18 protein-coding genes and 1 pseudogene are annotated in these 24714 nt (G+C 63.9%); 4 read left to right on the forward strand and 15 right to left on the reverse strand.

The annotated features are described in order from the left end of the window. Positions 1-3: 3 nt before the first annotated feature. Both V9L17_RS18425 and V9L17_RS18430 read right to left on the reverse strand, forming a co-directional pair. Positions 4-960 (reverse strand): ABC transporter permease, encoded by a 957-nt coding sequence (locus tag V9L17_RS18425; RefSeq protein ID WP_337352429.1) that lies wholly within the window; start codon positions 958-960, stop codon positions 4-6. A 134-nt stretch (positions 961-1094) separates the two neighbouring features. Continuing rightward, positions 1095-2735, reverse strand: a complete 1641-nt coding sequence (locus V9L17_RS18430; protein ID WP_337352430.1) for an ABC transporter substrate-binding protein — start codon at positions 2733-2735, stop codon at positions 1095-1097. A gap of 103 nt (positions 2736-2838) precedes the next feature. On the opposite strand from V9L17_RS18430, the gene V9L17_RS18435 reads away from it, so the two are divergent. After that, entirely contained in the window at positions 2839-3732 is an 894-nt protein-coding gene (locus V9L17_RS18435) for a DUF4862 family protein (RefSeq protein WP_337352431.1), read from the forward strand. A 76-nt stretch (positions 3733-3808) separates the two neighbouring features. Here V9L17_RS18435 and V9L17_RS18440 read toward each other — a convergent pair whose 3' ends face one another. After that, entirely contained in the window at positions 3809-5509 is a 1701-nt protein-coding gene (locus V9L17_RS18440) for a sialidase family protein (RefSeq protein ID WP_337352432.1), read from the reverse strand. Between the two features lie 154 nt (positions 5510-5663). Here V9L17_RS18440 and V9L17_RS18445 point away from each other — a divergent pair, with 154 nt between their 5' ends. Further along, positions 5664-8612, forward strand: coding sequence for an exo-alpha-sialidase (locus V9L17_RS18445; protein ID WP_337352433.1), 2949 nt, complete (start codon positions 5664-5666; stop codon positions 8610-8612). A 64-nt stretch (positions 8613-8676) separates the two neighbouring features. Beyond that, positions 8677-8862 (forward strand): annotated as a pseudogene (locus V9L17_RS18450) (D-aminoacyl-tRNA deacylase); the annotation flags it as partial. Positions 8863-8866: 4 nt separating this feature from the next. On the opposite strand, the gene V9L17_RS18455 reads toward V9L17_RS18450, so the two are convergent. Genes V9L17_RS18455 through V9L17_RS18465 form a run of 3 tightly spaced genes read right to left on the reverse strand, consistent with a single transcriptional unit; the run spans position 8867 to position 12615 of the window. Further along, a complete protein-coding gene (locus tag V9L17_RS18455; protein WP_337352434.1) occupies positions 8867-10276 on the reverse strand; it encodes an aldehyde dehydrogenase family protein in 1410 nt (469 codons plus the stop codon). 27 nt (positions 10277-10303) lie between these two features. Continuing rightward, positions 10304-11107 carry a MoaF C-terminal domain-containing protein gene (locus tag V9L17_RS18460; protein ID WP_337352435.1) on the reverse strand — a complete coding sequence of 268 codons (804 nt, stop codon included), beginning with the start codon at positions 11105-11107 and terminating at the stop codon, positions 10304-10306. 56 nt (positions 11108-11163) lie between these two features. After that, on the reverse strand, positions 11164-12615 hold the full coding sequence (locus tag V9L17_RS18465) for an APC family permease (protein ID WP_337352436.1): 1452 nt from the start codon (positions 12613-12615) through the stop codon (positions 11164-11166). A gap of 217 nt (positions 12616-12832) precedes the next feature. Between V9L17_RS18465 and V9L17_RS18470 the strand changes: the two genes are divergently transcribed. Beyond that, positions 12833-13441, forward strand: coding sequence for a TetR/AcrR family transcriptional regulator (locus tag V9L17_RS18470; RefSeq protein ID WP_337352437.1), 609 nt, complete (start codon positions 12833-12835; stop codon positions 13439-13441). A gap of 145 nt (positions 13442-13586) precedes the next feature. Here the strand turns inward: V9L17_RS18470 and V9L17_RS18475 are convergent, their stop codons facing one another. From V9L17_RS18475 to V9L17_RS18515, 9 genes are all read right to left on the reverse strand, one after another. Beyond that, positions 13587-14873: a metal-dependent hydrolase family protein gene (locus tag V9L17_RS18475; RefSeq protein ID WP_337352438.1), complete on the reverse strand. Its 1287-nt coding sequence runs from the start codon at positions 14871-14873 to the stop codon at positions 13587-13589. Positions 14874-14906: 33 nt separating this feature from the next. After that, the gene (locus V9L17_RS18480) at positions 14907-15362 is read right to left on the reverse strand and encodes a GAF domain-containing protein (RefSeq protein ID WP_337348755.1); all 456 of its coding nucleotides are present in this window, start codon (positions 15360-15362) and stop codon (positions 14907-14909) included. Further along, complete coding sequence (locus tag V9L17_RS18485) at positions 15346-16893, reverse strand: helix-turn-helix domain-containing protein (protein ID WP_337352439.1); 1548 nt, start codon at positions 16891-16893, stop codon at positions 15346-15348. Before V9L17_RS18485 ends, V9L17_RS18480 begins: the two co-directional genes overlap by 17 nt. After that, positions 16886-17968, reverse strand: a complete 1083-nt coding sequence (locus V9L17_RS18490; RefSeq protein WP_337348757.1) for a DUF917 domain-containing protein — start codon at positions 17966-17968, stop codon at positions 16886-16888. Before V9L17_RS18490 ends, V9L17_RS18485 begins: the two co-directional genes overlap by 8 nt. Beyond that, the gene (locus V9L17_RS18495; RefSeq protein WP_337352440.1) at positions 17965-19284 is read right to left on the reverse strand and encodes a methylhydantoinase; all 1320 of its coding nucleotides are present in this window, start codon (positions 19282-19284) and stop codon (positions 17965-17967) included. The genes V9L17_RS18490 and V9L17_RS18495 overlap by 4 nt, the downstream gene beginning before the upstream one ends. Positions 19285-19367: 83 nt before the next feature. Beyond that, complete coding sequence (locus tag V9L17_RS18500) at positions 19368-20351, reverse strand: ABC transporter permease (RefSeq protein ID WP_337348759.1); 984 nt, start codon at positions 20349-20351, stop codon at positions 19368-19370. Between the two features lie 10 nt (positions 20352-20361). After that, positions 20362-21888: a sugar ABC transporter ATP-binding protein gene (locus tag V9L17_RS18505; protein ID WP_337352441.1), complete on the reverse strand. Its 1527-nt coding sequence runs from the start codon at positions 21886-21888 to the stop codon at positions 20362-20364. A 95-nt stretch (positions 21889-21983) separates the two neighbouring features. Then, entirely contained in the window at positions 21984-23006 is a 1023-nt protein-coding gene (locus V9L17_RS18510; RefSeq protein WP_337352442.1) for a sugar ABC transporter substrate-binding protein, read from the reverse strand. Positions 23007-23030: 24 nt separating this feature from the next. After that, positions 23031-24704, reverse strand: coding sequence for a hydantoinase B/oxoprolinase family protein (locus V9L17_RS18515; protein WP_337348762.1), 1674 nt, complete (start codon positions 24702-24704; stop codon positions 23031-23033). Positions 24705-24714: the final 10 nt, after the last annotated feature.

Consider the following 24714-nt stretch of genomic DNA (forward strand, 5'->3'; position numbering starts at 1 on the left):
GAGCTATACCGTCCTGATTCGGGGGTTGATGAGCAGGTACAGGAGGTCCACCACGATGTTCACCAGAACGAAGGTGACGGAGATGGTGAGCACCACGCCCTGGACCAGGTTCACGTCCAGGTTGGTGATTCCGTTGAGGATGAGCTGGCCCATGCCGGGCAGGGCGAAGATCATTTCAATCACGACGGCGCCGCCCAGCAGGTAGCCCACGCGCAGTCCCAGCACGGTCACCGGTGTGACCAGGGCGTTGCGCAGGACATTCCTGGAGACGACTTCGCGGTAGGGGACACCATTGCCAATGGCTGTCCGGACATAATCACGGTCCAGTTCCTCCACCATCGAGGTGCGGACCACGCGGATCAGCGAGGCAGAGACCGGGATGCCGAGGGCGAGGGCCGGAAGGGCCATCGAGTTGAGCCAGCCGCCAAAGCCCGATTCCGGCGTCGCGATGCCGCCCGAGGGGAACATCGGGGTGGCCCCGAGAGCGAACCACTGGATCAGCAGGATGCCCAGCCAGAACGACGGCGTGGCGATCGCGGCGATTGAGAAGACGCGGACCAGCTGGTCCTGCCATTTGTCCCGGTGGAGTGCGCCGAGGATGCCGAAGGCGAGGGACAGGACGATTGCGATGATGACGCCCAGGAAGGTCAGCTGCAGCGTGAGGGGAAACGCTGAGCCGATCATGGAGGACACCGACTTTGCCGGCGGGGTGGTGACGCCGAGGTCGAACTGCAGCAGCTTGCCAAGGAAGGCGAAGTACTGCACGACCAGCGGATCGTTCAGGCCGTTTTCCTGGCGGTACTGCTGCTTCGCTTCTTCGCTGGCGCCTTCGCCCAGGGCTGAGCTGGCCTGGTCGCCGGGAGCGGCCTGCAGGACGAGGAAGACCAGCAGGGTGATGCCCAGGATCATCAATGGCAGTGCAGCGAGCCTGCGGCCGAGCAGGCGCAATATCGTGACCAATTTGTTCTCCGGTTTGTTGGGTGTGCCGCGGCGGGGACCGCGTCACGGGGTGGTGCTTCTCGGCCAGGGGGCCATGGCCAGCCGGCCACAGCCCCCTGCTGCGTCGAGTTGGTGGGCCTGGCAACCAGGGGTTGCTAGGCGGTGCGTCCGACGTCGATGAACGACATGCCGGTAGTGGGAAGGGGCTTGAAGCCGTTGAGCTTCTTGTCGTCCCAGGCGGACGGCAGCTGGCGGTGGAAGATCGGGTAGAGCGGGAGTTCGTCGGAAACGAGGTCCACAATCTCGCCGGTGATCTTCTTGGCGTCGGCGCCGGCGGCCTGGGAGCCCTTGTTCATCAGCTCCTGCAGCTTGGCCCGCTCCGGGGCAGTCCAGTAGGCCCGCTTTTCCATCCACGTGGCACCCGAGTAGAACCAGCTCAGCAGCAGGTCAGCGTCGTTGCCGAAGACGGACGGATCGCCCGGGGCTGCGACCACTGAGTAGTCGCCGGCACCGACGCGGTCGGTGTACAGGGCCCCTGACTGGATGCTCTTCACGGAGGCCTTCACGCCCGGGATCTTGTTCCAGGATTCGAGGATCAGCGGAGCAACATCCTTCACCCAGGCGGTGTCCGTGGTGAGCAGCTCGAATTCGAGGCTCGTGACGCCGGCTTCCTTCAGCAGATCTTCGGCTTTTTTGGCGTCGTAGCCGTAGACGTTCTTGGCCTTGACGTAGTCCGGGTGGCCCTCCTGGAAGTAGGAGCTGGCGGCCTTGGCGTTGCCGAACAGGGCCTTCTTGATGATGGCGTCCTTGTCCAGGCCGTAGTGCAGGGCCTGGCGGACCAGCTTGTTGTTGAACGGGGCCTTGTTGCAGTTGAACATCAGGAACATCAGGCCGAAGGACTGCACTGATTCAACCTTGACCTTGGACTTCAGGCCGTCGATGTCCAGGTAGGGGACGTCCTCGATGGCCTGGACACGGCCGGACTGCACGGCGGTGACGCGGGCAGCCGCATCCGAGAGCAGGAGCCAGGTCATGCCCTTCGCCAGTGCCGGCTTGGGGCCGTTGTAGTCGGCGAAGGCTTCGAAGACGATCTTGTCGTCCTTGACGGCGGAGACGAGCTTGTAGGGGCCGGTGCCGACGGGAGCGGCGTCGAAGGCCTTCAGGTCCGTGGCCAGCGCCTTGGGGACAATCTTCACCACGGAGATGCGCGGCCCGAAGCCGGGGAAGGCGTACTTGAGGGTGAACTCCACGGTCTTGTCGTCAACGGGTTTGACGTCCTGGATGAACGGGATGAACTGCGAGAACAGGGACTTGTTGGCCGGGTCCAGCACGCGGGTGAAGGAGAAGGCCACATCCTCGGTGGTGACCGGAGAGCCATCGTGGAACTTGGCGCCGTCCCGGATGGTCACCTGGTAGGTGGTGTCATTGACCTTCTTGGGGTCGGCCGCCGCCAGGGCGTTGTACGGTTCGCGGGTGGCCGGGTGCAGCTCAACGAGGCCTTCGAAGATGTGCAGGTTGGCGGCCATCGGCGTGGCACCCGAGGAGCTCAGGGGATCGAATCCGGTGGAGAGGGCGTAGGAGATGCCTGCCTCGATGGTGAGGTCCTTGTTGACTGCACCGGCGCCCGCGGAGCTGCCGGTTGTGGTGGTCGCTGCTGGGCTGCCGCATGCCGCGACGGATGCGGTGAAAGCTGCAGCGGCGCCCATGGCTCCCGTCAGCTTGAGGAAGTTCCGGCGGCTGGCGTCATTGACCAGCGGCAGGTTCTTAAGAGTCATGTTCATAGGGTGCCTCACCATTCCAGGGTGTTTATCGGATGTAGGACGTCCGAGCTCGTGGTACAACTGTAAGTCCCATCACATGCGGCGGTCAAGTGCCGGTGTTCGCCAAAGGAGTTCGACATTGTCCCTGATCGTGGGTGCGTACCCGGCCGTGCCGGAAGCGCCGCAGCAACAGCAGTTTTACGAAGAGCTCGGCCGTCTTCCGTCCATCCGGGGCCTGGAGCTCCCTTACGGCGAGTCCGGCGGCCGTCCCTGGCCCGCCGGGGCCCCGGAAAGCTGGTCCGCGGTGGTGACCGCCATCCCCGGGACCGTGCAGCGCCTGAACCGGGAGAAGACTTTTGGCCTGGCTTCCACTAACACCCAGGGCCGGTTGGAGGCGCTGGAGTTTGTGTCAGGACTGCGGGACTACGTCCTTAGGCTCGCCAAGGAAGGGCACCCCGTGGAGGCGGTTGAACTGCACTCCGCCCCTCCTCGGTCCTCCTCCCCCAGGGCCCTCAAGGAGTCCTTCAAGGAATTGCTCGACTGGGACTGGGGCGCTACCCGTCTGCTGATCGAGCATTGCGATGCTCCCCGTCCGGGAAGCAAGCCGGAAAAGGGATTCCTGACCCTCAGCGAGGAAGTGGATGTCATCTGTTCCCTTCGGGAGCAGGGGTGGGACCAAGCCGGAATCGTCGTGAACTGGGCCCGGTCCGTCATTGAAACGCAGAACCCTGACACCGCCGTGGAGCACCTGTCACAGGCGCGGGAAGCCGGCGCCCTGGCCGGGCTGATGTTCTCCGGCTGCTCACCGACGGAAACCGAGTTTGGCTACCCCTGGATCGATGCCCATCTTCCTGCCGTGGAGGTGGCCGGCGCCCCGCCGGGCTCGCTGCTGAACGTCAGCGAAATCCAGCGCTGTCTCCGCGCGGCCGGCCCGGTTTCCCTCACTGGCTTCAAGATTGGGCTTCCCCTGCACGGGCTGTCTCCGGAGGAGCGTGTCGCCCGGCTGCAGCAGATGTGCGAGCTGATCGAATAAGCACCGCCGGCGCCCGCCGCTGCCAGGGCTCTGTCGCAGCAGTGTGTGCACGCCCCTTGGGCCATCCCTCATCTGGTTACGGTGAGGACGTATCCTCGACGCTGACCGCTCCGGTGGCGACGTCGAAGCGGAAGATCCGGGACGATTTGTGAGGGGATCCGCCCTGCACTGCACTGAGCGTGTAGGCGACGTCGAAGGTCGTTCGCCCGGCGTCCTCTTCAGTGACGGTGTAGGCGGGCGTGAAGTAGAGGGTCTGATCACCGGCGGAAAGGTCTGTTTCGGGGAAGGCGTCGGCGCCCGGGCCGGCAAGCCGGACCCCGTAAGCAGCCTCGGGCGCATCGTTCCTTGCCCGTCCGGTGAAGGCGATGATGTCCCCGGTTTTGTAGCCCGGTACTACCGGACCGTAGTTCAGGTCCTGCGCCTCGCGGGTGCCGAGGACCTGGACCTGTTCCGGTGAATAGCCCTGGCCAATCTCTTTCCAGGTCCCGGCGCCCCAGCTGCTCCCGTCCGTGGCCAGGACATGGGACTCCCCGGCGTCCTGCCACACTTCGGGCAGTCCCGGGGTGATGGACCGCAGCTCCATGTGGAAGGAAAGGCCTGGCCCGGCCGGGTGCACGCCGCGGTCTGTTACTGCGGGTGTCCGTGCGTCAAGCTGATCTGTCAGCTGGCCCGGAGGGACGGAGACAAAAACTATCTCCCGGTAGCCCCCGCGCTCGTACAGCACACCGATGTTGCCGTCGGGCAGGCGCGTCACGGTCGAATATGCGGAGCTGTCCGCGCACAGGACCAGCTTAGTCGGCCACGTCGCCCCATTGTCGGGGGAGAAGCTCAACACGGTGTTCCGGCGCAGATCGGTGTCGTGGTTGTGGGTCGCCAGCAGCCACTGGTCCGTTGCTGCAGATCCCATGGCGAGCGCCGGCTGTCCGTCGAAGCGGGCAAGCGAGCCGTTATCGCTGGGATCTGGCAGGTCCTCGACGGGAACCAGCCTGCTCCAGCTGTGCCCGCCGTCGTTCGAGAAGGCGGCAAGCCGCCGCGGAGTGGCGCGGCTATGCAGGAGCAGCCGGCCATCGGCCAGCGCGGCCACCTTGTTCTCATTAGGCGCGGCGCCCCCGGGAGCTGCATCAAGAAGTTCTCCCAGGGTCCAGTTGTCCCCGTGGTCGTCACTGTAGGCCGACGCAGCCATGATCCGGCCGCCGCGGAGCACCACAAACTGCTGTACGAGACGACCCAGGTACGGTCCGGTGTGGACCTGGATGCCCTGCCCGGCCGCGGCGAAAATGCCGGTAACCTCCCTGGCGGCGGAACTGCTGGCCTTCAACTGGGCAGTGATCCGCCGGTGCTGCCAGGTCACACCGTCGTCGTCGGAAACGCTGAGGTCGCAGTGCTGAATCAACTCGTCATCCGGGTCCAGTCCTGTGGTGGATTCAAAAAAGCCGGCGCGCGTTCCAGCGGCGTGGAAGAGGAAGATCCGACCTGTTTCGGCATCTACCAGCAGACTTGGATCCCCGTAGCCCTGCAATCCGGACCCGGTACGCACTACCTGCTGGGGTCCCCAATTCTGCCCGTTATCCGTGCTCCGGCGGACCAGCAAATCGATCGGGCTGGGCAGATCATCAAGGTTGGGCCGCCCGTCGTATGCGGCCAACAGGGTACCCTGCGCGGTCACGGCCAGGGCCGGAATGCGGTACTGCCGGTAACCGGCGTGACCCCGAACGGCCAGGACGTGCTCTGTGGATGGAAACGCGGACTCGATCACGCGGGGAACATAGGATGTCACATCTTTAGTGTAGCCAGCTCTAGCTTTGTGACGCGTCACACTCTAGGTTGGTAGGACGTCGTATGTAGGAGCAATGAGGATTGGTGTTACCTGCACCGACGCCTCCATGTAGAGCCGCTCAGCGGCGTCCAGAAAGGGCAATGATTTGCTAAGAATGACAAAACGCAGCAGACAACGATCGATCGGCCGGGCGGCGGGAGCCAGTGCACTGGCACTGGCTCTGCTGGCCGGAAGCGGGCTGGCTGCCCAAGCGACCCCCATCCCGTCCAACAATCCCACCGCCCCGCCAGGCTCCTTCCAGGAACTGAACCTGGCAGCGGACAGGACAGCGAACAACTTCTTTTACCGCATTCCCGCCCTGACCTACCTCGGCAACGGCGTGGTCCTGGCCGCCTGGGACGGCAGGCCCGGCAGCGCTGCCGATGCCCCCAACCCCAACTCCATCGTCCAGAGGCGCAGCACCGACGGCGGCCGGACCTGGGGAGCCTTGCACGTCATCGCTGCCGGGCACGCAGGTGATGCGACCGGCCCGAAGTACGGCTACAGCGACCCTTCCTACATTTATGACGCCGAGGCCGGGAAGGTCTTCGCGTTCTTTGTCTACTCCAAGGACCAGGGATTCTTCGGCAGCCAGTTCGGAAGCGATGACGCAGACCGGAACGTGATTTCCTCTGCCGTCATCGAGTCCTCCGACGGAGGCCTCACCTGGAGCGCGCCGCGCCTGATTACTGACGTCACCAAGCCTGGCACCAGCAAAACCAGTCCGGTGCCCGGCGATGTCCGCTCCAACTTCGCATCCTCCGGCGAAGGCATTCAGCTCAAGTACGGTCCGCATAAGGGCCGGCTGATCCAGCAGTACGCGGGGGACATCCGCCAGGCGGACGGCATTAACAGGATCCAGGCCTACAGCGTCTACTCCGACGACCATGGTGCGACGTGGCACAAGGGCGCTGACGTGGGCGACCGCATGGACGAAAACAAAACCGTTGAACTCTCGGACGGGCGGGTGCTGCTGAACTCGCGGGACAACGCCAACCAGGGCTACCGGAAGGTCGCATTCTCCAGCGACGGCGGAGCCACCTACGGTCCGGTCGCCCAGGACACCGAACTTCCGGACCCGGCCAACAACGGCGCCATCGCCCGGATGTACCCGTCCGCGGCCCAGGGATCAGCCGACGCGAAGAAACTCATCTTCACCAACTCGAATTCCAAGACAGCCCGGGAAAACGTCTCGGCGCGCATTTCCTGCGACGACGGCGCTACCTGGCCCGGTGTGCGCACCATCCGCCCCGGCTTCTCCGCGTACTCCACAGTGACCCGGCTGGAGGATGGCACATTCGGTGTCCTGTACGAGGCCAACTACACGGACAACATGCAGTTCACCACCTTCGACGACGCCTGGCTCAACTATGCTTGCGCCCCACTGTCAGTCCCCGCCGTAACCACGGCGCCGGCGGCAACCCAGCAAGTGCCTGTGACGGTAACAAACCAGGAATCCGGTACGCTGACCGGCGCCACCGCAACCGTCTATACTCCCACCGGCTGGTCCGCCACCACCGTGCCGGTGCCTGACGTCGCGCCGGGCGCATCGGTTACCGTCAACGTGACCCTCACCGCTCCCGCCAACGCCAGCGGCCCGCAAAGCCTTAACGCTGCCTTCACGACGGCGGACGGCCGGGTGGCGCAGTCCACCTTCACGGCCACCGTGCCGGTGGCACCCCAGGTGGGCCTCACCATCACCGGATCCACACCGGCGCGTGACGTGGCAGCCACCCCCTACAAGGCCGGTGACGTGCTGAACTACACCTTCAACGTCAAGAGCACGGCCAACGTCACCGCCAACTCCGTCCCCGTTTCGGGCACGTTCGACGCAGGCTTCCTGCCGCCGTCGGCCCCCAACTGCCGCTACAACAACCTGGCTGCCGGTGCCAGCTACACGTGCACCACGGCCAAGCACACCGTGACCGCGGAGGACATGACCCGCGGCTACTTCGTCCCCGAAGCGGTGTTCTCCGTGACAGCCAGCACGACTCCCAGTCTCACCAAGACGGTGGCGTTCACCGGCGCGGCCGTGGCGCTGCGGGACGGGCTGCTCTCCGCAGACATCAAGGGCGGCCGCAATGACAGTGGCCGGGACCTGGCCTCCCAGCCGTACGTGGCGGGTGAGGCGTTCCCCTATAAGTTCGATGTCACCAACACCAGTCCGCTGACGGAAAGGATCGTCCCCACAGCCGGAAACTTCAGCCCCTTCGTCCCCGACGGGCCCGGTAACTGCCGGTACAGCAGCTTGCCGGCCGGACAGGGCTACACCTGCGCCACTCCCCGCCACACCGTCACCGCCGACGAAGCCGACCAGGGGTTCTTCGTCCCCCGCACCACTTGGGAGGTCAGCGCCGCCGGCCAGACCACCCGCACCTACGCGGTGGACGGCGGCGAAGTGGACCTGAAGGTCCGCGACGCAAAACTCGAAGGCACTATTGCCGCCGAATGGAAAGACTCCGACGGCGACCGGTACGCCTCAGCAGGGGATATCCTCACCTACACCTACACGCTGGGCAATGCCGGCAACGTCGCGCTCACCGGTGTCAGCGCCCCTGCGGCCGGCATCAGCCAGGAACGCCTGAATGCCGGCGACAGCGTAACGGCCACCCGCGACCACGTGCTGACCGCTGCTGACATCGCTGCGGGCGGCCTTGGGCCGGTAACCTTCGAAGCCACGGCCGCCAACGGATCCAAGGAGGTCTCCACCACCGTAAGCGGCGGCGGGACAGAGCTGAACATCCAGCCCGCACAACCTGGCGCGGTTCCGGCCCTGACCGTCCAAGACCTGGATGCGAAGATGCCGCCCTTCGACCTGAAGACCGGCGACAAGTACCGCAACGGCCAGAAAGTCGTCCTGCACAACCTTGAGTACGGGCAGTGGTACTACGTCTATCTCAACAAGCAGAGTTACCGGATCGGCTGGATCTTCCCCACCACGGAAGACGCCGTCGAATTCATCCTGCCGGCAGACGTCCAGAACGGGCGCGACGACGTGGTGGTCCTGGACAAGGACGGCGGGCAGGTCTCCTTCGACCGCCTGCAGGTCACCCCCAAGGGATAACCGGCGGCGACTTTCGGCTCGAGGAAAGGTTGGAACGGTCGACGGGCCCTCGGCGCCTGCGAACACTGGCGAGCCCCTGATTGAACACCTGGTCGCTTCCCTGCGCGGCCTTGGGGCGGAGGTTTCCACCGGGCTGTTCGGGGCCATGATGCAAGTGTCCCTGGTCAATGACGGACCGTTCACGATCAGCCTCGACACCGCCGATTTTTCAGCGCCCCGCCGCGGCGGCCTCGTGGCTACGGAAGGTTAACTCCTTAGCCGTTGATGACCTGCGGTACGCCGAGGGCTTTGAGGCCTTCGACGCCGAACTCCAGGCCATAGCCGGACTGTTTGGCGCCGCCGAAGGGGATGCGGGGGTCCACGGCGCCGTGCTTGTTGATCCAGACGGTACCGGCCTGGATGCGGCCCGCGACTTCACGGGCCGCATCCAGGTTGGAGGACCAGACGGAGGCGCCGAGGCCGACGTCGAGTCCGTTGGCCTTTTCCACTGCTTCGTCGATGGTGCGGTAGCGGATGATGGGCAGGGCGGGGCCGAACTGTTCGTCGGTGACGAGGGGGTTGTTGTTGTCGATGTCCGCCACGAGGGTGGTGGGGTAGAAGTAGCCGGGCTGGGTGGTGTCCGGGTCTCCGCCCAGCAGGACGCGGGCGCCGGAGTCTTTCGCTGCCTGCACGAGGCTCGCGACGACGTCGTACTGTGCTTTGTTCTGCAACGGACCCAGGACGTTGTTTTCGTCCAGGCCGTTGCCCATCGGCATGGCCTTGGCGACGGTGGTCAGTTCGGTGCAGACAGCGTCGTAGATGTCCTCGTGGACGTAGAGGCGCTTGAGGGCTGCGCAGGTTTGGCCCGTGTTGATGAAGGCGCCCCAGAAGAGGTCCTGTGCGATGGCCTTGGGATCGACGTCGGGCAGGACGATGCCGGCGTCGTTCCCGCCCAGTTCCAGCGTGAGCCGCTTGACGGTGTCCGCGGAGGATTTGATGATGGCGCGGCCTGCAGCGGTGGAGCCGGTGAACATAATCTTGCCGATTGCGGGGTGGTCGGTGAGCCGGGCGCCCACCTCACGGCCGCAGGAAACCACTGACAGGATGCCTTCGGGAAGCTCCTCATTCAGGACCTTGGCCAGCGCCAGGACGGACAACGGGGTGTTGCCGGAGGGCTTGACCACCACGGCGTTGCCCATCCGCAGGGCGGGGGCGATTTGCCAGATGGCGATCATCATGGGCCAGTTCCACGGGCCGATGGCGCCTACAACGCCGATGGGCCGGTAATGCAGCTCCGCCCGGGTTTCGCCGTCATCGACAATCATTTCTGGCTCCAACCGGATGGTTGCCGCGGCGCGCAACCATGCCGCGCAGGCGCCCACCTCGAAGCGGGCATTCGGCCCGTTCAGCGGCTTGCCCTGTTCACGGGAAAGGATCCGGGCCAGTTCCTCGGCGGAGCGTTCGACGGCGTCGGCCGCCTTGAGTAGCGCGGCGGACCTGGCGTCGTGGCCCATTGCGGCCCAGGCCGGCTGGGCGGCCTGCGCGTCAGCGACTGCCTGCTCAAGGTACTCAAGGTCATGAATGGGCGCCTCACCCACGATCGCACCAGTAGCAGGGTCAAGGATGGTGCGGGTCTGACCCGAGAACGCGGTGACCTCGTCAAGCAATGATTCGTACGTTTTCATTCTTTACTCCTCTTCGAGCAATGGTGACTAATGCTTCTGGAAGTCCTGCGGGTATTCAGTAGTGTTCAGGACGCTGAGCCGGGAGTTGAAGGGCAGGATGACGGGTTCGCTTGCAGGATCGTCCCAGCCGAACATCCGGCCGATGGAGCGCTGCTCGCGCAGGTCCACCAGCAGCACGGCTTCGACGCACATGACCTTTTCGGTCCAGAAGAAGATGAAGAGGTCATCTGCTACTTCCCAGGTCATGCAACGGTCGGTGTCGGCCAGCCCTGCCTCGCCGCCACGGATGCAATTCCAGGTGAAGGTGCCCGGGTTCAGGTAGATGTGTTCGTACGTTTCGACGTCGCTGTAGCGGTAGTAGATCCGCTTGCCGACCAGGGCCGTGGAGCGCTGGTGGCGCACTGAGGACCCCTCGGTGTTGGCCTGGCTGAAATCGGTGGTGCTCCGCGTCCTGCCGTCCACGGTGACAAACCGGGAAACGCCGGTTGTTGTGGCCCCCGTGTTGCGGTCCGCGATGATGGTGACGTTTTCTGCGGCCGGACCTTCGCCTCGGATGAAGTCGATGATGAAGATGCCGGGTCGGGCTTCGATCGCCTTGTAATTCGCCGTTCCCCTGGCGGTGACGTCACCGCGCTTCAGGCTCCACGCCAGCGCAGATTCATCGTCAAAAACGTACTCAGCCTGGGAGCCGTCCTGGTCCAGGAGGCTCAATGTGGTGCCGGCCAGGGCGGGGGAAGCGGGCAAGGTCTGGTCGCCGAAACCTTCAAGCATGGTGGAGACCGGGGGCCACTGATCTTCGGGGATGTAGTCCTGGATGTCAGCTGAAGTCATGTTCTTGTTCCTTGTTGTTGTGCTGCTGGTTTGTACTGGTCAGGTGGAGGTTTTGGTCAGCCGATGACCGCGGCGAAATTGATGGACGGCTTTTGTGCGCCGCGGGCCATCCCGGCCACGAAGAAGAGGGGGATGCCGAGCAAGAGCCAGCGGGCCACGCCGCCAGCGCCGCCGAGCAATGCGTCGTAGTTGTCCAGCGTCAGATAGCCGATGACGATGAAGGCCAGGAAAGACAGGGACGGTGCAATGACGGTGACCCAGAGGTTGTCCCGGATCCGGTTTCTGGCGAAGAAGACGACGATTGCAGCTGATGTCACCAGCAGGATGGTGATGAAGCCCGCCGTGCCAAGGGCTACGAACCAGGCAAAGACGGTTGTAATGGGGTCGGCGCCTGCGAGCAGGAAGATGCTGATGATCGCCAGGAGAACGAGGCCATTGACGAGTCCTGCGAAGTGCGGGGCGCCGGTCTTGGAGACGGAGGACAGCTTGGCCGGCAGGGCTCCGGCACGGCCGAGGGAAAACAGGTACCGGGAGAACATGTTGGCCAGGCCCAGGAGCATGGCCAGGAAACTCGTGACAACGAGGATCTGCATGGTCAGGTTCAGCCAATAGCCTGCGCTGGATTCGGCGAGATCGAAGACCATTCCTGCTGGGTTTCCGGCGGCGACGGTTTGGATGTTGTCGATGCCGATGGCTCCGCTGATGGCCCAGGTGGAGATGGTGTAGAAGATGCCAATGAAGGCGATCACAAAATAAGCGGCCCGGGGAATGGTGCGCCGTGGGTTCTTTGCCTCCTCGGCGAAGACGACGGTTGCTTCGAAGCTGGTGAAGCAGGCGAAGGCAAACAGCAGGGAAATGCCCAGGCCCGGACCGAAGACACTGGATGGGGTGAACCCTTCAAAGGTGAAGATGCCTAGCCCCTTCTGGGCAATCAGGGACACCACGAGGGCCGCTACCGCAAACGCTTCGCCAAGGATGAGGACCCCCAGCACCTTCAGGCTCGCATCGACGCCCCGCATCGTCAGGCCCGTCACCACAGCGAGCAATACAGCGATCCAGAAGTAGACCGGCAGGCTGATACCTGTGAGGCCTTCGACCAGCAACTGCGCAAAGACACCGAACTGGGACCAGAGTCCAATCTGAAGGCTCAGGTATGTCAGGATGGCGATCCCGGCCCCGCCGGTGGCCCACTTGTTGCCCAAACCCTTGGCCATATAGGCGACAAAGCCGCCCGCGTTGGTGATGTGCTGGCTCATCCGCAGGTATCCGACGGAGAAGAGAGCCACCAGCAGCGCAGCAATCACGTAGATAACGGGCGTTCCCGGGCCGCTGGCCGAAAACAGTACCTGACTGGCTCCCACCACCGCAGCCATGGGAGCGGCTGCGGCAATGGCAAAGAAGGCAATGGCGATGACGCCGAGCTTGTTCGGCCTCAGCCGTGGGGAGGAGGCCGGCGCTGGATCCTCTAGCACCGGGCGTGTAGAGATTCCGACTGGTTCTTGATTCATCCGTTGGCTCTTTCAGAAGTGTGCAAGGCGCAAGGCCTGCGCAGAAGTGTTGGAAGGTCCCTGCTGGCACGCGACGGTGCGCTCCACGGGAAAGGAAATCTGCTCGAGTTGGCTGTACACACTGCGTGATATCAGCCACATTCCAAAACTATACGTTTGTTTAGTTCTGGCTGTCAATGCTTTTTCCAGAGTCGACCAGGAGGGCTAGACTCGGTGCATGAACCAGCCGTCAACCCGGTTGCCCTATGGAGACGGGCGCGATGCCTTGCTGTCCGCGGTGATCGACGTCGTCGGGGAAAAGGGTCTGCGGGGTGTTACGTACCGTGCCGTTGCGTCCCGGGCAGGAGTGAACCACACCCTTGTCACTCATCACTTCGGTTCCATCGAAGGTCTTCTTGCCGCCACCATGGAGTGGGCCATCCAGCGGTCCATCGAGGAGACAGGCCTGGAAAAGATCGCGGACTTTGACGAGAACTTCGCCGATTCACTCCTCGCAACGGTCTCGCGGGAACCGGAGCTGCAGCTGTTCCAGTTCGAGATGCTTCTCGAATCCCGGCGCAATCCCGAGGTACGCGCCTTGGTGGAACGCCTTTACGCGAACTACATGAGCACTGTTGAAGATGCCCTCAGGCAACGGGGCCTCAACGTGGACAACGGTGCCGCCTTGGCCATCTTTGCTGCCCTGGACGGCCTCATGCTGCAATTCCTCACCATCAGCGACCCCGAACGGATCAGGGCCGCCGTCATCCAGGTGGGCAAGCTCGTCGCAATGCTGGAGAGCACCAGCGAAAGCCCCGGCGGCAGCAGCCCCCTCCCGATTCGATAGGTCTGAAATCCGATCGCCTGATGGCGCGTGAGCGCTGGACCAAGAGCCGCGTTGCTCTGGCCGACCAGGTTCTGCAGCCTGGGGCCGGACAGCCGGTAGGTGGCGGGCCCTTGGGCACGCGCCACCTACCGCCTGAGGTAAGCCGTCAGCCGTGAGCGCCGCTGATGGCCTCGTCCATCGCCGCATGACCGGCTCGAAGGGCGTCTGAGGAGACAACGTGGCCGGCCTTGATGACGATGCGTTTCCGGTTGCCGTCCCAAAGCACTGAGGGCTCCTCGAAGGGATCGCCGTCCAGGATCACCAAATCCGCGCAGGCCCCCTCCGCGATGCGTCCCAGATCTTCCCGCCGGAGGAGTGCCGCGTTCGTTGATGTGGCAGAGCGGAGTGCGTCGTAGACGCCCAGCACTTCGACCTGAAGGCGCAGCCCGGCCAGCTGTTCATCCTCAAGCTCACCCATGAGATCGGTGCCGAAGCCAATCCGCACCCCGGCTCCCCGTGCCAGTGTCACGGCGTTCTTGCCCGCGGCCAGTACTTCCTGGTTCTTAGCGGCACCCACCTCGGTAAGTCCGATTTCGGCTCCGCGGCGGCCCATCGCATCGTACGTCACCAGCGTGGGCACGAGATAGACGTCGTGCTCCGCCATGAGCCGGGCGGTTTCAGCATCCAGCAGGTTGCCGTGTTCGATGCAGCGAACCCCGTTGAGCACCGAATGGCTGATGGCTTCGGGGGAGTAGGCGTGCGCGGTGGCGTAACTGCCCCGCCGGGAGGCCTCTTCGGTGACCGTGCGGATTTCCTCGGCGGTGTACTGCGGGACACGGATCGGGTCGACCGGGGAAATCACCCCTCCGGAAGTCATGAGCTTGATGGCGGTGGCACCGGTCCGGAACCTGTGGCGCACCGCCCGCAGCAAGTCCTCAACGCCATCCACGACCTCGCACATATGACCGCCATGGAAGCAGCTTCCATCGTTCGCGGCGCGGATGTCACCGTGACCGCCGGTCTGGCTCAGCGCGGGACCGGTAAAAAAGTAGCGGGGACCGGGGCACAGTCCTTCCTCGATTGCAGCCGCAAGGCCCACATCACCCCCAGCCACGTCCCGCACTGAAGTGAAGCCCCGGCGCAGCGCCGCCTCAAGTCTGCGGGCACCGGCCAGCGCGGAGTAGCTCAAAGGCCCGGTTTCGTTCAGTGCGGAGGTCAGGCTGAGCGCATAGGCGTGGAAGTGGGCGTCAATGAGGCCGGGAATCACCACCCGGCCGCCCGCGTCGAGTACTGGCTCGGAGTCGGGCCAGGCGCCACTGTCCTCTGTGGTGCCGCGCACGGATGTAATCCGGCCGTCGCGGACAGCGATGGAGCCATCAACGAGAGTAGGCGATTCGCCGTCGAAGATCCTGGCGTTCCGGATGGTCAGGTTTCCCGGGAGGTTGGGGATCACGTGGAGTGTTTCCTTCCTGATGTCGTCAGTGGGCTAGCTGGTGGCGGCCAAGGCGGCTTCGAGGAGCTGGACCGATCGCCTCGCGACCTCGACGGCGGCGTCCACGGAGGACTGGTCATAGCTGCCTTCGGGCGCCAGGAAGTTCATGGAGCCGATAGTACGGCCGCCGCTCACCACTGGAACGTTGACAATCGCGCCACACCCCAGCGATTCAATGGTTCCGGAGTCGAAGAAGAAGGCCCTGACCGCTTCCCTGTCAGCGCCCAGGAATGGCTGCTGGCCGATGAGGACCTGCTCCAGCCACACAGGATTGGTGTCCCCCGCGAGGGTTTTCTTCCCGCCTATCGGGTAGACCTCGGGGTGGGTGGTGTAAATGCGAGCCATGCTGCTGCCTTCGTCGGCGATCACGGAGGCAGTGAAGAGGCGGACGCCGACGGTGTCCCGCGCAGAGGCGTAGACGTCGTCGAAGGATTCAAACTGGGAACTCATGGGAGTCCTTTCTGGTTTCGGACGGGGCTGGGAGTGTTGGTTTCTCTTGTGCTGCCGCCGCCAGCACGGTGAGGATCAAATGGACGGACAGCAACTCGGACGGATTGTCCAACGGGACGCCGAGTTCCCGTGCACGGCTAAGCCGGGCCTGGAGGGTGTTGCGGTGCACATCGAGTGCCGCCGCTGCGAGGCTTACCGAGCCGCGGTGGTCAAGGAACGCTGCTACGGCTGCCACTATCGCCTCCCGGTCAGGAGAGGTCATCAGCCGTGGAAGGGTCAGCTCAGCCACCAGTGCCACGGCGTCCTTGTCGACAAAAGTAAATGCCGCCGCTACGCCCAGACCGGCAAAACCCAATACCGTGCCCGGGCCCGCGGACCGGGCTGACACAGCAGACAGCCGGGCCTCCTGAATGATGGACGGAAGCGGCGGAGCCTCCTCCGCCCAGCGGGACAGGCCGGCCACCAGGCCCAGCTCGGCCAAGGCAGGCTGGAGCCGTGCCTTGAGCCGGAGTTCAAGCTGTGAAACAACTGCCTGGTGTGCGGCCGGAACAAGTGCCAGCCAGCCGCCGTCGACCTCCGCCAGAGGACTGCGTGCAGCGACCTTACGCCAGAGCAGCCTCAGCACAGCCGTTAGGTCGTTACCTGGCGCGTGCACACCGCTGCGACAGATCCAGATAGCCGCGTAGCGTTCGTCCCTGCGCCAACCCAGCTGTGAGAGGAGATTCCGGTGATCTTCCTCGAAGGCGGTGCCGGAAGAACCTGGGCCTTGGTTTAGCCTGGCCAGTGCCGCAGTGGGAACAGCGCGGACCGCATCCCGGGAGTTGCCCACCAACCATGCGGCCTTAACCGAAGGAGCCGCTACTTCAAGGATCGAACGAACGAGCCGTAGGTTGTGTACGCCGGAAGCGGGTACACGGGCGGTGAGGGCTGAAGGGACGGCGGCGTTGGCCGCGCCAATGTCAACAGTGATGACCTCGGCCGAATCCCGCGGGGCAGCACCGGCTGAGGCGAGGACGACTCCGTCGTATTCCAGCGAAACGCCCACGCCATCCAGTTCACCGGATATGGTCTTGAGGACGTCAGCGAGTGTACTGTCCTTGGCCACTGCACGGGCGAACCGGGCGAGCTCGGCGTCCACCACGGACAGGGCGGCACCGATTTCAGCTGCCAGAGACAACGCGACTTCGGCCGGATTTCCCTCCGCAGCCAAAAGCGTGATGCCCAGTCGTTCAGCCAGGCCGATCACAGCGTTGGAATAGGTGCTCCCAGCCACGACGACGGCACTGGCCCGCCGCTCCCAGGCATGCCGCAGTGCGGCGGACACAAGCCAACCACCCGAGCCCATTTCTGTCGAGAGGACCACAACGGTGTTCGGCCGCACGCGCTGGATCGCCTCAAGCTGGGAGACAAGAACAACGCTTTCGATAAGTGCGCTGGTGGGGGTGAGGTACAGCGGGGTGGTGCTGCGAAGTGACCCGTGTGCCAGCAGTCCTGCCACATCGAGCCGCGTGTCCTTGATCGACCTACTCATGGCGCCGCCTTGGATGTTTGAGCGGAATGCCGAACGCAGCCGGTTCGGCCAGATCCAGTCCCGCCTCCGAATACCATTGCGGCGCAGCATTGAGTTTTAGCACATCCACAACGTTGCCTACCCGGACGTCGTCCAGGTTGGCCACAGAGCCGTGCTCGGGGTTGAGGAGCGTCACCATGTCAGGGACGGCTGCCGCTACGGCACCGTCCACAAGCACCAGCAAAATCTCATTCTGGACCTCCAGCCGGATGATCTGCCCGGTGGTTTCATCCTCCAGGGTCATACTGGATGGTTGGGCCGGGAGTCCAAGGTCGGTAGGGCGGGACAGGCCTTCGATGTGGCTCACCCGCGCCCGTGAAATCCGCGTCACGCCCAGGAAGTCGGCGAGCGACAGGAACTTGCTCTCCGCCGAGGTTTCGGCGTCGAGGATCTGTCCTATCCGGATCATCCGGCTGATGGAGCCGTGCACTCCGTGCTCCTTCAGCTCACGCGCGGAGCATGGATACATGACAGTGGCGGCCCAGCCGCCGAGCTCGGTGACGAGCGCGCGGACCAGTGTCTCGGCACGTTGCGGATCACTGGCCTCCACCAGTGCGCGCTCGCCGGTTACCCCCATGAGCGCGATGGGGCCAATGGCCACCCCGCCGATATTCAAGGTGGTCTGGCTGATGAGGGGGAAGACGCGCCCCATGGGGTCGGAGTCGATCACGGGAAGCGAGGACTGCAGCCCCACCATGAGCGGAATGATTCCGTTGATGTTGGCGGCGGCGAGCGAATAGATGGCCCGCACCTTGCGGCCGAGTCTGGTTTCGATCGCATCGATACATCCCGTGAACTCGTCACCCACCGGGGGCATGTCAGCGATGAACAGGCCTTGGGTCACCATGCCCACTGCCACTACCAGGTCATCTGGAGCGAGTTCATCCACGGTGACGAGCTCCACGGACTGGTCCTTCATGGCCTCCTGGATCATGCCGGCGTAGATATGGATGGCGGTGGGATCGATGGCGCAGGCCAGGAAATGTGCACCGGTCCGGAGGTGCCCGACGTCTTCAGCCGTGAGGACCGTGCTCATGCCGTGGCCTCCATGGCTTGTGCGGTCGACGCCAGTTCCTCAGAGCCGGAAGTCCCGCCCGCGGCCTGGACCCGGATCCGGACGATTCCGGGATTCCCATAGGGCATGGCGAACACATTTGATTCGATGATGCGGGTGTCTGTGGGGCTCGCGCCCAACTGGACCGCGGCCGACCGGGCTTCCTCTTCCACGCGGTGCTGTACCCGCTGCAGATCCGCCTGTCCGCTGACCCTCTCGAGCCTGTCGATCCACGCCGTCAGCGGTGCCGCGGCACAGCCTATGAGGGTCAGGTCCGGGGCATCTGGAAGTGTTGGCGCCAGGCCGAAGTCAGGCGGGGTGTCCTGGCTTGTGCGGACGTCGGCGACCACTGACGGGATGCCGGGCCGCACCGGATGGTTGGCAGTGTACGGCTCCACGATGGCGGCGTTGGTGGCGAGGCTCGCTTCATACCCCTGCCGGATGAGGCTGTGGGAAACCGGAAGACCGCGGCGGGTGTTGCCCACGCTCACGCCTGCATCGGTGCAGACAACTACTTCGCCGTCAGGCAATCCGCCCAGCGTTGCTGCGCCGAGGATTGCCATTGCAGGATCCGGGTGGAGTCCATGCACGGGGGCTACTGCCAGCCGCGAAAGGGGTGCCCGGCCGCCGTCGTTCCTGGCATAGGAAAGTGTGGCAGCGGGGAAGTGGCGGCGTCCCGCCTCTTCCAGCATTGCCGCCAGGTCTTCGCCCGATTGCATCAGGGCACTATTAAGGATGGCTGTGTAGTCACGGTCGCGGAACACGCTTGAGTAGAAATCACTGGAGATGCTGATCCGCATGTCGCTGTTGTTCGACAGGATGGCATCCGCGATACGCGTTTCGTGCTCCGGGGAGGCGGTGGAGCCGACGGCGGTGATGGCTACGTTCCGCAGGCGCCCAGACAGGATGGAGGGCAATTCCACCAGGAATGCTTTCAGGTCCAGCGGCGCGAGGGGCCGTCCCCGCAGGTCGTGGCCGCCGCGGACGTGCATGGTCCTGATGACCGCAGGCTCAATGAGCGCCGGCAGGACGGTGTTGTGGAACCGATCAGCCGGAGGACGGGGGGAGATGCGGATAGCGACGACGTCCCCTGGCTGCCCCGCAGCGAGCACGCGTCCGACGTCGGCCGTTACGTCTGTGATCCGGGTCCCGAACTGCAGGCGTAACGCGGACAGCACCCGGTCCAGCGCCTCAGCCAGGCTGCCGGCCTGCAGCTGTTCGGCCACGGAGATGACGGAGCGTCCCTCCAGAACGAGCGCCCGGCAACTGGTGCCCTGGAGCATCAGTCCTATCCGCATTGCCGGGCCTCCTGTTCAACTTTCTGCCGGGCCCCTGCCCCGCGGTGCATCCATGTCATATCTCTAGGGTCCACCCTGGACAGTCATCTGGTGGCTTTGCGGAAGAACAACCCGTCGGCTGCAACGGCCACCAGGATGAGGACACCTGTCACCACCTGCTGGTAAGTGGTATCCCAATGCAGCAGGTTGAAGCCGTTGCTGATGACGGTGAGGATCATGACTCCCACGAAGGCCCTCCACATGGCACCCTGTCCGCCGAGGATGCTGGTTCCGCCGATGACCACAGCGGCGATTGCGGTGAGCTCGATGCCGATGGCCATGGCCGGCTGGGCCGATCCGGCGCGGGAGGCCAGAATCATCCCGGCCATTGCCGAGCAGAGGCCGCTGATAGCGAAGACCGCAACGTGGATTGAGCCCGTTCGGATGCCGCTGAGACGGGCAGCTTCCCGGTTGCCGCCCACGGCGTAGATCCTGCGGCCGAAGGTGGTGCGCCACAGAACAATTCCCAGGACCGCGGTCATTGCCAGCATCAGTACCGAGCCTGCGGTGAGGCCGAAAATGCTTGGCCAGGTCCAGGTCTGGAACGATGCAAGCTGGTCAGGCAGCGGTGCCACAATTGCGCCGCCAGTGATCACGATGGCCAGGCCCCGGTAAATGATGCTCACAGCCAATGTTCCGATGAACGAGTTGACCTTCGTGCTGACCACGATCAGCCCTGTAACGGTCCCCAACAGGGCGCCCACCAGCAAGGCTCCGAAGAACCCTGCCGCAACACCGAAGTGCTGGGTAAGAGTCACCCCCGAGATGGCTGAGACTGCGAGCGTGGCTGTTGAGGAAAGGTCAAAGACCCCGCTGATGATGCACAGCGTGGCTGCCGCGGCGAGCAGTCCCACGACGGCGGCCTGGTCGAACAGGTTGATGAAGTTTCGGCCCGTGAGGAATGTTCCGGTGTTCAGGGCCAGGAACAGCATGATGGCGGCCAGGCCAAAAACGATTCCGAAATCTTTGAGATTCAGATTGAACTTTTTTTCTGCCGTTGAAGGCACGGCAACTGCTGTTGTGCTCATGTGGATTCACCTATTTCAGGAAAGCGGAAGTCATGACTTCGTCGCGGGAGGCGTTTCGGTCGAACTCGGCAACAATGCGCCCGTGCCTCATGACATGGATACGGTGGGACAGGCCGAGCACTTCCTCGAGCTCGGAGCTGACCACGATGACTGCTGTACCCTTAGCAGCCAGTTCAACGATGATGCTGTGGATCCGGGCCTTGGCTGCGATGTCCACTCCCCGGGTGGGTTCATCCACCAACAGCACTGCCGGAGGATCCAACAGCCATTTGGCGAAAAGCGCCTTCTGCTGGTTCCCGCCGGAAAGGTTGGCAATAGGCTGTCCCGGGCGGGCGCCGCGTAGGTCAACTGACTTGCTGACGTCCTTGACGGCCGCCCTTTCCCGCCGTGCACTGACGAAGCCGGCCCATGACCGGACGGACAGGGTTGAGAGGGCAATATTCTCTGAGGCTGGCCGGGACATGACCAGTCCTTGTTCTTTCCGCGACTCCGGAATGAGCGCGATACCTGCTTTGATGGCGTCCCTGATGGAGCAGGCGCGGAGGCGGTGGCCGTTGATCTCGACGTGGCCGCCGGTGGTCCGGTCTGCACCGAAAATGGCGAGCAGGGTTTCGCTGCGGCCGCTGCCCACGAGCCCGGCGATGCCCAGGATCTCTCCTCGACGGACCTCAAGAGATATGTCGCTAACCTTGGTGCTGGTCAATCCGGCAACCCGAAGAACAGTCTCAGCTTGGGAGTGAACCTGCGGCACTTCGGGGAGGAGGAAATCGACGTCCCGGCCAACCATCAGCCGCACGAGCGACTCCGGCGTATGGCCGGCAGCGTCTTCGGTGACGATGTGCTGTCCGTCGCGCAGAATGGTCACCCGGTCCACCAAGTCCAGGACTTCCTCCAGGTAATGGGAGACGATGAGGACGGTGGTCCCGGTGGAGGCCAGCCTTTTGATAACCTGCAGGAGTTTTTCCTTCTCGGCCTCGTTGAGGACCGCGGTGGGTTCGTCCATGCACAGCACCTTCGCCCCGCGGGCAAGGGCTTTCAGGATTTCCACCTGCTGCTGTTGGCCGATAGGCAGATTCCCCACGGTTGCCCGGGGGTCCAGGTCAAAACCGGTCTCTTCCAACAGCCGGGCGAAATGGTCGCCGTCCTTGTTGGGGAGGAGGAGGCTTCCACTGTGGGCCCAGCGGCCCAGGAAGACGTTCTCCAGCACCGACAGGTTGGGGATCAGTGCCAATTCCTGGGAGATGAGGGAAATCCCATGGGAGATGGCGTCCCGTGGGGTTGTGATCCTGACCGGGTTTCCGTCCAATTCCATGGTGCCGGAGTCCGCCATGATGGCACCGCCCAGGATTTTGAGCAGGGTGCTCTTTCCTGCGCCGTTTTCCCCCATGATGCCGTGGATTTCCCCGGGGGTCACCGACAGTGTGACGTCTTTCAGCACCGTGGTTGCACCGTAGCGTTTGCCGATTCCGGAGACGGTGATTTCCGGTGCGGTCCTCCGGCTGGCATGCTCGCGTTTTTCCAACTGTTGTATCGCCATGTTGACCTCTGGAGATGGAAGGGAGTTGAGGGCCGGATCCCCGGGGCCGAAGCGGTCAGGCTCCGGCCCCGGGTTGCCCCCGGGAGGTGGCTGGACTAGTCCGAGTACTTTGAGACGTAGTTCAGGGCATCGAGTGCTTCTTTGGTGCCCTTGCTGTTGTTGGGGGCCAGGCTGGCTTCGTCGATGGCAGATTCCACTTGCTTGCCCCGCGCCTTGGCGAGCCCCAGTTCGGTGGCCTTGGCGCCGTTGGCTACGACGTCGCTGACGTAGATGGAGAACCATTTACCGGACCGGACCGCTTCCACATTGGAAACGGATGCACCGTTGCCGATGAACTTGATGTCACTGTTCCCGGCGGCTGCGGCGGCACCGGTGATGGCCTGGGATGCGCCAATCACCACGTCAACATCAGGGTTCGCCTGTGAGACGTTCTGGAATGCCTGGCGGCCGGTGTCCTGGGTGTACCCGCCTTCGACGCTGGCCACGAGCTTGATTTTCGGATCGGTGGCCAGTTCCGTCTTCACGGCATCGGTCCGGGCGTTATCCAGGGGCATGGCCTTGAAGCCTTCGAGGTAGGCCACCTTGCACGTGTCGCCCGGCACCGTGGCGCAGGCTTGCTTGCCCATCTCGCCGAGCACCTTGCCGTTGCGGGTGGGCAGGTCCACGATGCTGATGGCACCAGGGACCTGCGCCTCGATGGTGTCAAACTTTGGCCCGATGACCGAGAATTCGACAACCACCGTGATGCCCGCCTGCACGGCCTGCGTCAAAGGTGCGATGAGGGCCTGGTTGTCATTGGCCTGGACCACGATCACCTCGAACTGCTTGGAAGTGACGGCGTCCTGGATCTGCTGGACCTGGGTCTGGGCACTGAAATTGGAGTCCACAAAGGTGGCGCTGGCGTTGTTGGCTTTGGCCGCCTGCTCCACGCCGAGGTACGTGCCCTGGGCAAAGCCGTTGGATTTGGCAAAACCGAAGAATCCAACGTTGAGTTTCTGGTCTGCACCGGCAGCCACTGCTTCTGTGGTGCTGCTTTGGGCGGGCGGGGTGCATGCTGAGGTCAGCAGGGCGAGGCTCATGAGGGCCATCGCTGCGGCTGGACGCTTGGTGATTTTCACAGTTAATCCTTTCTGTCGCGGCGTTTAGTAGCCGTAGTGGGTCTTGGCGAAGTCCTCGGTGATGAAACCGTTGACGATGTCGTACTCAATGTCTTCGCGGGAGCGCTTGGAGACATCTCCGAAACCGCCGCCGCCCCCGACTGCAAGGCGGACGACGTCGCCGGCCTTGATTTTCCGTGCGTTGGCCTTCAGCGTCCGGACCTCGTCGTGGCGGCCGGGATTGATCACCACTTCCGGGCCTTGGGCGTCAGAACCGCCGAAGAGGCCCCAGGCGGGCGTCTTGGACCTTTCGAACCACAGCCCCACGACGCAGTCGGCGAGGAACTCGTATTCACGGACAACTCCGTTGCCGCCCCGCCACTGCCCGGGGCCACCGGAGTTCGGGCGGATGGAGTACTCGTTGATCCGCAGCGGGTAACGGGTTTCCATCATTTCGATGGGCAGGTCCTTGAGGGACCCGTTGACGTTGTTGATCATGGCGGATTCGCCGTCGGTTCCCTGCCAGGCGCCCCAGCCGCCAAGGGTGGCTTCCATGCTGACGAAGTTCCGGCCGAAGCGGGGATCGAAGCCGGCGGCAGTAATGATCATTGAGTCACCATGGCTGGCGCTGGCCACCCGTTCAGGCATGGCGGGTGCCATTGCCTTGGAGACCAAATCGATCAGCAGCCCGAGATGCGAGAAGTACCACTGGCATGGTGCCGGTGCCACGGCGCCCAGCACTGAGCCGGAACGCACCTGGGTGGTCATGGGGCGGAAGGATCCGCCGTTGGAGTTGGAGTCCGGGCTGACCAGGAGCTTGTACCCCACGCGCAGGGCCGAGACGGCTTGGGCTGCGCCGCAGTTGACCGGGCCCATGGTCTGGTCGGCGGAGCCGGTGACGTCGAAGTCGACAGTGTCGCCGGCGACGGTGATCTTCAGCCTGATCGGGATGGGGGTGTCCAGGTTGATGCCGTCGTTGTCCAGGACGCCTTCGGCTTCGTACACGCCGTCGGGGATGTTGCGGACGGTCTCGCGCTCAATCTCCTCTGTCTGGCGGAAGATCTCATCGCGTGCGGCATCGAGCTGCTCCATGCCGTACCGGCCCACCAGCTCCTTCATCCGGGTGGTTCCCATCCGGAGTGCGGCGATCATCGCGTGCATGTCGCCGATGGTCTGGTAGGGGAAGCGGACGTTGGTGCGGATCAGGTCCACCACGGAGGTTTCAATGCCGGCTTCCATGAGCTTGACCGGCCCCATACGGAAGCCTTCCTGGAAGATGTCCGTGGCATCCATCGAGCCGCCCACATCCTTGGACCCCATGTCCATCCAGTGCGCGCGGGTGGCGGCGAAGCCAACCACCGAGCCGTCGTCAAAAATCGGCGCGAAGATGGTGACATCGTTCAGGTGCGTTCCGCCGAGGTAGGAGTCGTTAAGGATCCACACGTCCCCTTCCTGCCAGACCTCGCGTCCGTACAGCTCCTCCACAGCAATGGAGCACGTTTCCAGGTTGCCGAGGAACAGTGGGAGCCCGGCGGACTGTCCAAGTACGCGGTGTTCGGTGTCCAGCAGCGCCACCACACAGTCACCGCCCTCGTAGAGGATGGGTGAGTAGGCGGAGCGGATCAGGGTGGCGTTCATATCGTCCGCGGCGCTGGTGAGCGCGTTGCGGATGATTTCCACGGTTACGGGATCCAGGGTTTTGACTGCAGTGATTGTCATTAGTGGTACC

Source organism: Pseudarthrobacter sp. CCNWLW207, assembly GCF_037203945.1.
GTDB lineage: Bacteria > Actinomycetota > Actinomycetes > Actinomycetales > Micrococcaceae > Arthrobacter.